The organism is Amycolatopsis sp. GA6-003, from assembly GCF_046267895.1.
GTDB lineage: Bacteria > Actinomycetota > Actinomycetes > Mycobacteriales > Pseudonocardiaceae > Amycolatopsis.
In genome coordinates this window covers 1,152,655-1,167,258 of sequence record NZ_CP176499.1, presented here as the reverse complement: position 1 = coordinate 1,167,258, position 14,604 = coordinate 1,152,655, and the positions used below count along the sequence as shown (strand labels likewise).

Genomic DNA, 14,604 nt, shown 5'->3' with positions numbered 1-14,604 from the left:
AGGGGCTGACCGTGTCTGACGACAAACTGCGGAGTTACCTGAAGCGGGCCATCGCGGACGCGCAAGACGCGCGGGCGCGGCTGCGCGAGGTCCGGGAACGAGCCGGCGAACCGCTCGCCGTCGTCGGCATCGCCTGCCGCTTCCCCGGCGGGGTGACCACGCCGGAGGAGTTCTGGGACCTGCTGTCGGCCGGGACCGACGCGGTCGGCGGCTTTCCGACCGACCGCGGCTGGGACCTCGACAGCGTCTACGACCCGGACCCGGCGCACGAGGGCACCTCCTACGTGGCGCAGGGCGCGTTCCTGCGCGACGCCACGGAATTCGACGCCGGCTTCTTCGGGATCAGCCCGCGCGAGGCGCTGGCGATGGACCCGCAGCAGCGGCTGCTGCTGGAGACCTCGTGGGAGGCGCTGGAGCGCGCCGGGATCGACCCCGCCTCGCTCAAGGGCACCGCCACGGGTGTCTTCGCGGGGGCCTTCGCCTCGGGGTACGGCATCGGCGTTTCCCTTTCGGGCCAAGCGGATTCGGGCGTCGAAAGCCACCTGATGACCGGCAACTCGACCAGCGTGCTGTCCGGGCGGGTGTCCTATGCGCTCGGTCTGGAAGGGCCCGCGGTCACGATCGACACGGCGTGTTCGTCGTCACTGGTGGCTTTGCACTTGGCCGCGTATGCGGTCCGGTCGGGAGAGTGCTCGCTGGCGCTGGTCGGCGGGGTCACGGTGATGCCGTCGCCGGGGACGTTCGTCGAGTTCTCCCGACAGCAAGGACTGTCCGCGGACGGGCGGTGCCGGGCGTTCTCCGAGGACGCGGACGGCACTGGCTGGGCCGAGGGCGCCGGGGTGCTGGTGGTGGAGCGGCTGTCGGAGGCGCAGCGGCTCGGCCATCGGGTTTTGGCGGTGGTGCGGGGTTCGGCGGTGAATCAGGACGGTGCGTCGAATGGGTTGACGGCCCCGAATGGTCCTTCGCAGCAGCGGGTGATCCGGGCGGCGTTGGCGAATGCCGGGTTGTCGGCGTCCGAAGTGGACGTGGTGGAAGCGCACGGCACCGGGACGAAGCTCGGTGATCCGATCGAGGCGCAGGCGTTGCTCGCGACCTACGGACAGGAACGGGCCGGGCGGGACCCGCTGTGGCTGGGTTCGGTGAAGTCGAACATCGGGCACACGCAGGCCGCGGCTGGGATCGCGGGGCTGATCAAGGCGGTGCTCGCCCTTCAGCACAGCGAGCTTCCGCGGACGTTGCACGCCGGGACTCCTTCGTCCCATGTGGACTGGACGGCCGGTCAGGTCGAGCTGCTGACGGAGAACGTGGCGTGGGAGCGGGGCGAGCGGGTCCGGCGCGCGGGGGTGTCGGCGTTCGGCATCAGCGGGACCAACGCGCACGTCATCGTCGAGGAGGCTCCGGCGGAGGAGCCCGTCGAAGCGGCCGGGACAGACCAGCCGACCGCGTGGGTGCTTTCGGGCCGCAGCGCGGAAGGGCTGGCCGCGCAGGCTCGGCGGTTGCGCGAGTGGGTCGTTGGGCGTGGGTTGGATCCGGTGGATGTCGGGTGGTCGCTGGCTACTACGCGGTCGGTGTTCGAGCACCGGGCCGTGGTGCTGGGCGAGGATTTGGCGGGTGGGCTGGACAGCCTGATCGGGGGAGTGTCGTCGGGTTCGGTGGTGTCCGGGGTTGCTGATCCGGGTGTTCGGGTGGGTTTGGTGTTTGCGGGTCAGGGTTCGCAGTGGGCGGGCATGGGCCGTGGTTTGTATGAGTCGAGTCCGGTGTTTGCGGAGGTGTTTGACCGGGTTTCGGGTCTGTTGGAGCTGGAGTTGGGTGTTTCGGTTCGGGATGTGGTTCTGGATTCGGAGACGCCGGGCAGTGATCAGACTTTGTATGCGCAGGCGGGGTTGTTCGCGTTCGAGGTGGCGTTGTTCGAGGTGTTGCGGGCGGCGGGTGTTGGTGCGGATGCGGTGGTGGGGCATTCGGTCGGTGAGGTGGCTGCGGCGTTTGCGGCTGGTGTGTTGTCTCTGTCGGATGCGTGTCGGTTGGTGGCGGCGCGTGCGCGGTTGATGCAGGCGTTGCCGGTGGGTGGTGCGATGGCGGCGGTCAACGCGTCGGAGGCCGAGGTGGCCGAAACGCTGATCGACGGCATGTCGATCGCGGCGGTGAACGGTCCGGAGTCGGTGGTGGTTTCCGGCGAGGCCGAGGCGGTCGATCAGCTTGTCGTGTTGTGGAAGGAGCGCGGGCGCCGGGTTCGGCGGTTGCGGGTGAGTCATGCGTTCCATTCCGCGGCGATGGATCCGGTGCTGGCGGAACTGCGCGAGGTGGCCGAGGGGCTCACCTATGAGCGTCCGGAAGTGTTGTGGGCGGGTGCGTTGACCGGTGAAGTGCTGACGGAGTGCGAGGCTGAGTATTGGCCTGCGCAGACGCGTCGCCCGGTGCGGTTCGGGGATGCGGTGGAGTCTCTTGTCGCGCAAGGGGTGTCGGTGTTCTTGGAGGTCGGCCCGGACGGTTCGCTGTCCGCGCTGGGTCCGGCCGGTGCGGTGTTCGTGCCGTTGCAGCGCAAGGACGGCACCGGTCTGATCGCCGGGCTGGCACAGGCGTTCGTGCACGGTGCACACGTGGACTGGAGCGCGCTGATTCCCCAGGGAAACCGCGTGCAGCTGCCGACGTATGCCTTCCAGCACCAGCGTTACTGGCCCGACGGCATCATCTCCCTGACGCCGTCGGCCGCCGCTGACACCGAGTTCTGGACCGCGGTGGACGAAGGCGATCTGGACTGGCTCGCCGGGGAACTCGACCTCGACGACCGGCCTGACGACCAGCGGCACCTCGACGTGCTCCTGCCCGCGCTGGCGTCCTGGCGGCGCCGGAAACAGGACCGCTCGGCCATCGCCGACTGGCGCTACCGCACCGAGTGGACCGCGCTGCCCGAGCCCGCTCCGGCGGCTCTTTCCGGACGCTGGCTGCTTGTCGCGCCGGAGAGCGTCGGCACGCGGCCCTATGCCGACGCGCTGTCGGCCGCGGGAGCTGAGGTCGAGGTGATCGAAGTCCCCGCCGGTGTCGTGGCGCGGGACGCGCTCGGCGCGCTGCTGGACTCCGCGCCGGCGGGCGTGCTGTCGTTGCTCGCGCTGGACGAGAACCCGCTGCCCGGACTGCCCTCCGTCTCCGGGGGACTGGCCGCGACCCTCGGGCTCGTCCAGGCGATGGCTGAGGTCGGCGCGCCGCTGTGGGTGGCCACGCGCGGTGCGATGGCGGACGGTGCGGCGAATCCGGTGCAGGCGCAGGCTTGGGGCCTGGGCCGGGTTGTCGGCCTGGAGCATCCGGAACGCTGGGGCGGGCTGGTCGACCTGCCGGAGATAATGGACGAGCGCGCGGCCGCGCGGCTGGTTTCGGTGCTCGCCGGGGGCGTTGAGCGCGAAGTCGTGCTCCGCGACGGCGGGGTGCTGGGCCGCCGTCTCGTGCGCGCCGCACGCGTTTCGCGCGAGCCGTGGACGCCGCGTGGCGACGTGTGGCTCACCGGCGGCACCGGCGCGCTCGCCGGGCACGTGTCCCGCTGGCTGGCCGAAAACGACGCGCGCCGGCTGGTGCTCACCAGCCGTTCCGGCCCGGCCGCCGGAGTCGCGGCGCTGGTCGCCGAGCTGGCCGGGCACGGCGCGCGGGTGGACGTGCTGGCCTGCGACGTGACCGACCGCGCGGCGCTGGCCGCGGTGGCCGGATGGATCGGCCCCGAGCTGAGCACCGTGCTGCACACCGCCGGGGCGCTCGACGACGGCGTGCTCGACCACCTGTCGCCCGCGCGGCTGGCCGCCGTGCTGGACGTGAAAGCCCGCGGCGCGGCATTGCTGGACGAGGTCACCGCCGAGCTGGATGTGGACGAGTTCGTGCTGTTCTCCTCGGCCGCCTCGACCCTCGGCGCGGCGGGACAGGGCAACTACGCGGCCGCGAACGCGTACTTGGACGCGCTGGCGGAGCATCGCCGGGCGCGGGGACTGCCGGCGCTGGCCGTGGCGTGGGGCGCGTGGGCGGGCGGCGGTTTCGCCGATTCCAGCGCGGCCGCGCGCACCCGGACCAGCCGCGGCGGCATGCGGCCGATGGAGCCGCAGCTCGCGGTCCGCGCCCTCGGCGAGGCGCTGCGCGGGGCCGAACCGGTGCAGACCGTGCTCGACATCGACGTGGCCGAGCTCCCGGCCGAACTGCGGACCGCGCCGTTGCTGCGGGACCTGCCGGAGATCCGGCGTCTTCCCGCCGTCGCCGCGCAGCCGCCCGCCACCGGCGAACTCGTGCGGCGGCTGACCGGGCTGAGCCCCGCCGACCAGGACGAACTGCTCACCGGCCTGGTCCGCGCCGAAGCGGCGATCGTGCTCGGCCACGCCTCGGCGGACGCGATCGAGCAGCGGCGGGCGTTCAAAGACCTCGGGTTCGACTCGCTGACTTCCGTCGAACTGCGCAACCGGCTGGGGGCGGCGACCGGCGAGCGGCTGCCCGCGACGGCGGTGTTCGACTACCCGACCCCGGAAGCGCTGGCCGCGTTCCTGCGGACCGAACTGCTCGGCGAGCACCCGGGAATCGGCGCCGTCGCGCCCGCCGCCGTGTCGCCGGACGGCGAGCCGATGGCGATCGTCGGCATGGCGTGCCGGTTCCCCGGCGGTTCCAGCACTCCGGAGGAGTTCTGGGAGATGCTGGCCTCCGGCACGGACACGGTGGGGGACTTCCCCGCCGACCGCGGCTGGGACCTCGACAGCGTGTTCGACGCCGACCGGGACAGCGCGGGCACTTCCTATGTGGCGCAAGGCGCTTTCGTCGCCGACGCCGCCGGGTTCGACGCCGGGTTCTTCGGGATCAGCCCGCGCGAGGCGCTGGCGATGGACCCGCAGCAGCGGCTTCTGCTGGAGACCTCGTGGGAGGCGCTGGAGCGCGCGGGGATCGACCCGGCGAAGCTCAAGGGCAGCGCCACCGGCGTCTTCGCGGGCGGCTACATCTCCGGCTACGGCCTCAACCTGGCCACCGAAAGCGGCGTCGAAGCGCACAGCCTGACCGGCAACGCCACCAGCGTGCTGTCCGGCCGGATCTCCTACGCCCTCGGCCTGGAAGGCCCCGCGGTCACCGTCGACACCGCGTGCTCGTCGTCGCTGGTCGCCCTGCACCTGGCCGCGCAAGCGGTGCGCTCCGGCGAATGCTCGCTGGCGCTGGCCGGCGGCGTCACGGTGATGGCGACCCCGGGCATGTTCATCGACTTCTCGCGCCAGCAGGGCCTTTCCGCCGACGGACGGTGCCGGGCGTTCTCCGACGACGCGGACGGCACCGGCTGGGCCGAAGGCGCGGGCGTGCTGGTGCTGGAGCGGCTTTCCGACGCGCAGCGCAACGGGCACCCGATTCTGGCTGTAGTGGCCGGTTCCGCGGTGAACCAGGACGGCGCGTCGAACGGGTTGACGGCGCCGAACGGTCCTTCGCAGCAGCGGGTGATCCGGGCGGCGCTGGCCGATGCCGGGCTGACGGTGTCCGATGTGGACGTCGTGGAGGCGCACGGAACGGGAACGACGCTGGGCGACCCGATCGAGGCGCAGGCCGTGTTGGCGACGTACGGCCAGGACCGGGATCGTCCGCTGTGGCTGGGTTCGGTGAAGTCGAACATCGGCCACACCCAAGCGGCGGCCGGTGTGGCCGGGGTGATCAAGATGGTGCTGGCGTTGCGGAACAACGAGATTCCGCGCACGCTGCACGCCGAGACGCCTTCGTCGCATGTGGACTGGACGGCGGGCGACGTCCGCCTCCTGACCGAGAACGCGCCGTGGCCGGCCGACGGTCGCCCGCGCCGCGCGGGCGTGTCGTCGTTCGGGATGAGCGGCACCAACGCGCACGTCATCCTGGAGGACGCGCCGGCCGTGATTCCGGCCGAACCGGAGGACGCGACGGTTCCGGTGGTGTCCGGCGCGGGTGCGCTGGTGCTGTCCGGCCGGACCGAGCCGGCGCTCGCCGCACAGGCGCGTCGCCTGGACGACTGGCTGACCGGACGGGAAACGCGCCCGGAGGACGTGGCCTGGTCGCTGGCGACGACCCGGTCGGTGTTCGAACACCGCGCCGTGGTGATCGGCGACGGCGCCGGTCTGACGGATCTGGCGGCGGGTTCGCCGTCGGGTGCGGTGGTGACCGGGTCGGCGCGGACTGGGGTGCGTCCGGTGTTCGTGTTCGCCGGTCAGGGTTCGCAGTGGGTCGGGATGGGGCGCGACCTTGCGCGGTCGAGTGCGGTGTTCGCGGCGCAGCTGGCGGAGTGCGAGCGGGCGTTGGAGTCCTTTGTGGACTGGAAGCTGTCGGAGGTGCTGGCCGAGGAGCTGACCTCGGCGGATCGGGTGCAGCCTGCGTTGTGGGCGGTGATGGTCTCGCTGGCCGCCGTCTGGGAAGCGGCTGGGGTGCGGCCGGAGGCGGTGGTCGGGCATTCGCAGGGCGAGATCGCGGCGGCGACGGTTGCCGGGATGTTGTCCCTTGAGGATGGTGCGCGGGTTGTTGCGCTGCGGTCGAAGTCGTTGAAGGCGTTGGCTGGTTTGGGCGGCATGTTGTCGGTGAGTGCCGCTGCCGCCGAGGTGGAGGAACGGCTGGGCCGGTGGGGTGATCGGCTGTCGCTGGCGGCGGTGAATGGTCCGGCTGCGGTGGTGGTGTCGGGTGAGCCGCAGGCGTTGGCCGAGTTGAAGTCCGAATTGGACGCTGAAAGCATCCGGGCGCGGATGGTGGCGGTGGATTACGCGTCGCATTGTGCGCAGGTGGAGAGCCTGGAAGGCGAGATTCGTGCGGTGCTGGGGGGGATTGAGCCGCGCAAGGGCCGGGTGCCGATGGTGTCGGCGATGTCCGGAGAAACCCTGACCGGCGAGGAACTCGACGCCGGGTATTGGTACGAGAGTCTGCGTGCGCCGGTGATGTTCGACCGGGCGATCCGGACCGTCGCGGGTGGCGGGAACCGGATGTTCATCGAGGTGACCCCGCACCCGGTGCTGCTCGGCGCGATGAACGACACCCTGGACGAACTGGCCGACGACGCGTCGGGAACCGCCCCGGTCTGCGGCACCTTGCAGCGCGACGACGGCGGCGCGGTCCGGCTGCTCACGTCGTTCGCCGAGGCTTTCGTGCACGGCGTGGCCGTCGACTGGACGAAGGTGCTGCCCGCCGGGAACCGGGTCGAGCTGCCCACCTACGCCTTCCAGCACGAGCGGTTCTGGCCGCGGGGCATGCTTTCGCTCTCGCCCCGCGGCGGCACGGACCCGGCCGCGCTGGGGTTGTCCGAGGTCGGGCACCCGCTGCTCGGCGCGGCGATGGAACTCCCCGACGGCGCGACGGTGTGCTCCGGCCGGCTCTCCACCCGCGCTCAGCCGTGGCTGGCCGACCACGCCGTCGGCGGCGTGATCCTGTTCCCCGGCACCGGATTCGCCGAGCTGGCCGTGCGCGCGGGCGACCAGGTGGGCCGCGGCAAGGTGGAAGAACTGACCTTGCAGGCCCCGCTGGTTTTGCCCGCCGACGGCGGTGCGGTGCGGATCCAGGTCGTCGTCTCCGCGGACCGCGAGAGCCTGGAGATCTTCTCCCGCCCGGACGGTTCCGCGGCGGAGTGGACCCGCCACGCCACCGGCCTGCTGGCCGCTGCGTCCGCCCCGTCCGCGGCGCCGGAGGACTTCGCCGTCTGGCCGCCCGCGGACGCGACCGCGTTGGCCGTCGACGGTTTTTACGCCGCGAAACTGTCCGATGTGTACGGTCCGGCCTTCCACGGCCTGCGCGCGGCATGGCGGCGCGGCGAGGACGTGTTCGCCGAGATCGAGCTGCCGGAGCCGGTGGCGGGCCAAGCGGATCAGTTCGGCCTGCACCCGGCGTTGCTCGACGCCGCCCTGCACGCCGCGCTGCTGGAGGACTCCGGCGACGAGGTCCGGATGCCGTTCGCGTGGACCGGCGTCGAACTCCACGCCGAGGGCGCTTCGGTGCTGCGCGCCAAAGTCGGGCGCACGCGGCGCGGCGATCTTTCGCTGGTCGCCGTCGACCCCGCCGGTGCTCTGGTGGTCACGGTGGATTCGTTGACCAGCCGTCCGGTGTCCGCGCCCGCGGTCGCCGAACCGGTTTCGTCCGGCCTGTTGTTCGCCGAACAGTGGATCCCGGCCGCCGAAGCCGCGATCCCGGCCGGCGCCTGGGCGGTGCTCGGCGACGACCCCTTCGGCCTGGCCGACGAACTGGCCGCCGCGGGCCTCCCGGTGCGGACTTGCCCGGACCTCGCCGCACTGGCGGCCGCGGACCCCGTTCCTTCGATCGTGCTCGCCAGCGTCGCCGGGGCGGGCTCGATGCCCGAGGCCGCGCACACCGCCGCCGCGGCGGCGCTCGAACTGGTCAAGGACTGGCTGGAGGAACCGCGCCTGGACGCGGCGCGGCTGGTGGTGGTCACCCGGTCCGGCGCCGCGGCCGCCCCGGGCGAGGCCGTGGCCGATCTCGCCGCCGCTGCTGTCCGCGGGCTGCTGCGTTCGGCACAGGCGGAGAACCCCGGCCGGTTCGTTCTCGTGGATCTGCCCGCCGGAAACGCCGGGATCGCCGCGCTCCCCGGCGTGCTCGGCGGAGAGGAACCGGAGCTGGCGTTGCGGGAGAACGGCGCCTTCGGACGCCGCGTGGTCCGTTCGTCTGGCAACGCGATGGCGGTTGAACGACCCGAGGCGGGCCCCGACAGCCCCCGTTCGCTGCTGGTCACCGGCGGCACCGGCACCCTCGGCGGCCTGGTCGCGCAGCATCTGGTGCGCACCGGCCGCGCCCAGGAAGTGCTGCTGACCAGCCGGTCCGGCCCGGCCGCCGGCGGAGCGGCCGCCCGCGCCGCGCAGCTGGCGGAACTGGGCGCCGCGGTCCGGATCGTCGTGTGCGACGCGGCCGACCGCGACGCGTTGGCCGCGCTGCTGGACACCGTCGGAGAGGACTGCCCGCTCGGCGAGGTCTTCCACGCCGCCGGGATCATCGACGACGGCCTGGTCGCCGGGCTCACCGCCGACCGGCTGTCCGCGGTCCTGCGCCCGAAGGCCGACGCCGCCTGGCACCTGCACGACCTCACCCGGCACCTGGACCTGCGGCGGTTCGTGCTGTTCTCCTCGGCCGCGGCGACCTTCGGCGCGCCGGGGCAGGGCAACTACGTCGCCGCCAACACCTTCCTCGACGCGCTCGCCGGACACCGCCGCGCAGCGGGCCTGCCCGGCACTTCGCTGGCCTGGGGCCCGTGGGTGCACGAGGCGGGCATCGGCCGCGACCTCGGCGAACAGTCGTTGTCGCGGATCAGCCGCTCCGGCGTCACCGCCCTCGGCGCCGACGAGGGTCTCGCGGTGATGGACGCGGCGCTGGCCACCGAAGACGCCGTGCTCGTCCCGGTCCGCCTGGACGTGGCGGCCCTGCGCGGCCCCGACGTCCCGCCGTTGTGGCGGGCGCTGGCCGGTGCTCCCGCGCGGCGCACCGCTGCTTCGGCCCCGGCCGCGGACAGCGACTCCCTGCGCAAGCGGCTGGCCGCGGCTACTCGCCAGGAACGCGACCGGATGCTGCGGCAGCTGGTGCTGGCGCACGTGGCCGCGGTGCTCGGGCACGTCTCGGCGGCTTCGATCGGCGCCGACCGCGCGTTCACCGATCTGGGCTTCGACTCGCTGACCGCGGTGGAGCTGCGGAACCGGCTCCGAGCCGAAACCGGCCTGCGGCTGCCCGCCACGCTGATCTTCGACCACCCCACGCCCGCCGCGCTGGCCCTTGCGCTGCGCGGCGAGCTGACCGGCGACCTGCCCGCCGTCGCGCCTGCCCCGGAGCCGCGGCGGGCCGGACCGGACGAGCCGATCGCGATCGTCGGCATGGCCTGCCGGTTCCCCGGCGGCGCGGCCAGCCCGGAGGAGCTGTGGGAGCTGCTGTCCTCCGGCGGGGACGCGATCGAATCCTTCCCGGCCGACCGGGGCTGGCCGGTGGACGAGCTCTACGACCCGGAGTCCGAGCAGGCCGGGACCACCTACACCAAGGAAGGCGGTTTCGTCCGCGACGTCACCGGGTTCGACGCCGGGTTCTTCGGGATCAGCCCGCGCGAGGCGCTGGCGATGGACCCGCAGCAGCGGCTGCTGCTGGAGGTGTCCTGGGAGGCGTTCGAACGCTCCGGCATCGACCCGGCGAGCCTCTCCGGCAGCCAGACCGGCGCCTTCGTCGGCGGCTACGGCTCGGGTTACGCGGCGGCGGGCCTGGACGGCAGCGCGGAGTTCGAGGGCGCCGAAAGCCACCTGATGACCGGCAACGCGACCAGCGTCCTTTCCGGCCGCCTGTCGTACTTCTTCGGGTTGGAAGGCCCGGCGGTCACCATGGACACCGCGTGTTCCTCGTCGCTGGTCGCGCTGCATATGGCGGCGAAGGCGCTGAGCGCGGGGGAGTGCTCCCTGGCGCTGGCCGGCGGGGCCACGATCATGGCCAGCCCGGACGGGTTCGTCGCCTTCTCGCAGGCGCGCGGCCTCGCGGCAGACGGCCGGTCGAAGGCGTTCGCCGAGTCGGCCGACGGCATGGGCATGGCCGAGGGCGTCGGCATGCTGGTGGTGGAGCGGCTTTCCGACGCGCGGCGCAACGGGCATCCGGTGCTGGCGCTGGTCCGGGGTTCCGCGGTGAACCAGGACGGGGCCTCGAACGGGTTGACGGCGCCGAACGGCCCGTCCCAGCAGCGGGTCATCCGCGCCGCGCTGGCGAGCGCCGGCCTTTCGCCGTCCGAAGTGGACGCGGTGGAGGCGCACGGCACCGGCACGAAACTCGGCGACCCGATCGAAGCGCAGGCGTTGCTGGCCGCCTACGGCCAAGACCGCGACCGCCCGTTGTGGCTGGGTTCGGTGAAGTCGAACATCGGCCACACCCAGGCCGCGGCCGGCGTGGCGGGCGTGATGAAGATGCTGCTGGCGCTGGAACACGAGCAGCTGCCGAAAACCCTGCACGCGGCCGAGCCGTCCTCGCACATCGACTGGACGGCCGGGCAGGTCGCGCTGCTCGCCGAACCGGTGGCCTGGCCTTCCGGCGGGAAGCCGCGCAGGGCCGGCGTTTCCTCGTTCGGCATCAGCGGCACCAACGCGCACCTCATCCTCGAGGAGGCCCCGCCGGAGGACGCCGGACCGCGTCCGGAGGCCGAGCCCCTGCTGCGCGGGCCCGGCGCCTGGCTGGTGTCCGGCCGCTCCGCCGACGGCCTCGCCGGACAGGCGGCCCGGCTGCGCGAATGGGCGGCCGCGCATCCGGAGACCGACCCCGCCGACGTGGCGTGGTCGCTGGCGACCACCCGCTCGGCGTTCGCGCACCGTGCCGTCGTCCTCGGCGAGGACCGGACGGAACTGCTGGCCGGACTGCACGGGCTGGCGACCGGAGGCGCCGCCGGCTCGGTGGTGACCGGAACGGCCCGCCCCGGCGGCGCGGTGACGTTCGTCTTCCCCGGCCAGGGTTCCCAGTGGGCGGGCATGGGCCGGGAACTGGCGGAGGCCAGCCCGGTCTTCGCGGCCCGGCTCGCCGAATGCGAGCGGGCACTGGCGCCGTTCGCCGACTGGAACTTGACGGAGGTGCTCTCCGGCGAACTGCGCACCGCGGACCTGGTGCAGCCCGCGCTGTGGGCGGTGATGGTCTCGCTGGCCGCGGTGTGGGAAGCGGCCGGAGTGGCGCCGGACGCGGTGGTCGGGCATTCGCAGGGCGAGATCGCGGCGGCGACGGTCGCGGGGATGTTGTCCCTCGAGGACGGTGCGCGGGTCGTCGCGCTGCGCTCGAAGTCGCTGAAAGCGCTCGCGGGCGCGGGCGGGATGCTGTCGGTGACGCTGCCCGCCGCGGCGGTCGAGCAGCGGATCTCCCGCTGGGGAGAGCAACTCGCGCTGGCCGCGGTCAACGGCCCGGCCGCCGTGGTCGTCTCCGGCACTCCCGAAGCGCTCGCGGAACTGAAGGACGAACTCGACGCCGAGGGCGTGCGCGCCAAGACGGTCGACGTCGATTACGCCTCGCACTCCGCGCAGGTGGAACGGCTGGAAGACGAGATCCGTGCGGTGCTGGCCGGGATCGAGCCGCGGCGGGGCCGGGTGCCGATGGTGTCGGCGATGACCGGCGAAACCTTGACCGGCGAAGAACTCGACGCCGGGTATTGGTACGCGAGCCTCCGCGCCACCGTGCGGTTCGACCGTGCGGTGCGGACGCTGGCCGACGAGGGACACCAGCTGTTCGTCGAGGCAAGCCCGCATCCGGTGCTGCTCGGCGCGACGACCGACACGCTGGAGGAAGCCGCCGCGGCCGCCGCTTCCGGCACCGAACCGGCCGCGGTGTGCGCGACGCTGCGTCGCGACGACGGCGGCGCGGCCAGGATGCTCGCCTCGCTGGCGCAGGCGCATGTCACCGGAGCCAGGGTGGACTGGACCGCGGTGCTCCCGGCCGCGGACCGGATCGCCTTGCCCACCTACGCCTTCCGGCACGACCGCTACTGGCCGACCGGGGCACCGGCCGCCGGCGCGGTGCGCGGCGGCGACGGTTCGCAGGCCGAAGCCGAGTTCTGGGCGGCGGTGGAGGGCGGCGACCTGGCCCGGATCGCCGACACCCTGGCGCTGGAGGACCAGGAGCAGTTCGGCGCGGTGCTGCCCGCGCTGGCGTCCTGGCGGCGGCGGGACCAGGAGCAGTCGGTGACCGCGAGCTGGCGTTACCGCATGTGGTGGGCGCCCCTGCCGGAACCCGACCCCGTGCTGCTGAACGGGACTTGGCTGCTCGTCGTCCCCGAAGGCGGCTTCGCCGAGACGCTGCGGAGGGACTGCGCCGCGGCGCTGGCCGCACGGGGCGCCGAGGTCGTGGTCGCGGAGATCCCCGCCGGGCGCTCCGCCCGGCACGAGCTTTCGCCGGTGCTCGACCGGGCTGTCGACGGCGCGCCGGTCGCCGGGGTGCTCTCGCTGCTGGCGCTCGACGAAGCTCCGCTGCCGGACCATCCGGTGGTGGCCGCCGGACTCGCCGCCACGCTGGGCCTGGTGCAGGCGCTGGGCGACGCCGGGGTGCTCGCGCCGCTGTGGGTGGCGACCAGCCAGGCGATCGCGGCCGCGCCCGGCGAGGCGCCGTCGGGCGTCGTGCAGGCGCAGGTGTGGGGGCTGGGCCGGGTCGTCGGGCTCGAACACCCGGACCGCTGGGGCGGGCTGCTCGACCTGCCCGCCGAGATCGACGAGCGGGCGGGTGCGCGGCTGGCCGCGGTGCTGGCCGGCGGCGAGGAGGACCAGGTCGCCCTCCGCCGGTCCGGGGTGCTCGGCCGGCGGATAGCGCGGGCCGGGCGCCCGCGGCGAGGCGGGTCCTCGTGGCGGCCGCGCGGCAGCGTGCTGATCACCGGCGGCACCGGCGCGATCGCCGGGCACGTCTCGCAATGGCTGGCCGAACGCGACGCCGAGCGGCTCGTGCTCACCAGCCGGTCCGGCTCCTCGGCCGCGGGCATCGCGGCGCAGGCGGCGGGACTGGCCGAACAGGGCAGCCGGGTGGACGTGCTGACCTGCGACGTCGGCGAGCGGGCCGAGGTCGCCGGGGTGCTCGACTGGATCGGGCGCACCGGACCGGAGCTGTCCTCGGTGATGCACACCGCCGGCGTGCTCGACGACGGCGTGCTCGACCGGCTCTCCGCCGAGCGCTTCGAGAAGGTCCTCTCGGCCAAGGCCGCCAGCGCGGGCCACCTGGACGAGCTGACCGCCGGACTGGATCTGGACGCGTTCGTGCTGTTCTCCTCGGCGGCTTCGACGCTGGGCTCGGCCGGGCAGGGCAACTACGCGGCGGCGAACGCCTGCCTGGACGCGGTGGCGGAGAACCGGCGCGCGCGGGGCCTCAGCGGCCTGTCGGTGGCGTGGGGCCTGTGGGGCGGCGGCGGCCTCGCCGAGTCCAAGGACGCGATCAAGAGCCGGATGAAGCGGCTGCCGATGCCCGCGATGGATCCGCGCCTGGCGGTGCGGGCGCTGGGCGAATCGATCGACGGGTCCGACGCCGTGGTGACGGTGATGGACGTGGACTGGAGCCAGCTGGCCGGCCTGGCGCGGAGCCCGCTGGTGCGGGACCTGCCCGAGGTGCGGCAGCTGGCCGCCGCTCCGGCCGCGGCCGCGCCGGAGGCGGGCGACCTCGCCGGGCGGCTGGCGGGGCTCGAACGGGCCGACCAGGAACGGCTGCTCACCGATCTGGTGCGCGCGGAGGCCGCGGCGGTGCTCGGCCACCCGTCGGCGGACGCGGTGCAGGCGAGCCAGGCGTTCAAGGAACTCGGCTTCGATTCCCTGACCGCGGTGGAGATCCGGAACAGGTTGAACACCGCCACCGGGCTGCGGGTCCCGACTACGTTGATTTTCGACTACCCCACCCCGGTGGCGGTGGCCGCCTGGCTGCGGACCGGGCTCGTCGGCGACGACGCGGCCGGGGCCCCGGTGCTGGACGAGCTGGACCGGCTGGAGGCGGCGCTGGCGAAACCGGCGGCGGGGCAGGAGATGGAGGACCGGATCACGCGCCGGCTGCAGACGATCCTGTCGGCGTGGATCACGAAGCGGGGCGGAGCGGAAGCCGAGGACGGCGATGTCGAACTCGGCTCGGCGACGCCCGACGAGGTGTTCGAGTTTCTCGACAAGGAACTGGGCCTGTCCGACTAGGTGCTGCGGG

The 14,604-nt window shown here is 73.5% G+C and carries 1 protein-coding gene; it reads left to right on the top strand.

Features of this window, described 5'->3' with window-relative positions:
* Window positions 1–11: 11 nt before the first annotated feature.
* Window positions 12–14,594 carry a type I polyketide synthase gene (locus tag F9C12_RS05095; RefSeq protein ID WP_409464963.1) on the top strand — a complete coding sequence of 4,861 codons (14,583 nt, stop codon included), beginning with the start codon at window positions 12–14 and terminating at the stop codon, window positions 14,592–14,594.
* Window positions 14,595–14,604: the final 10 nt, after the last annotated feature.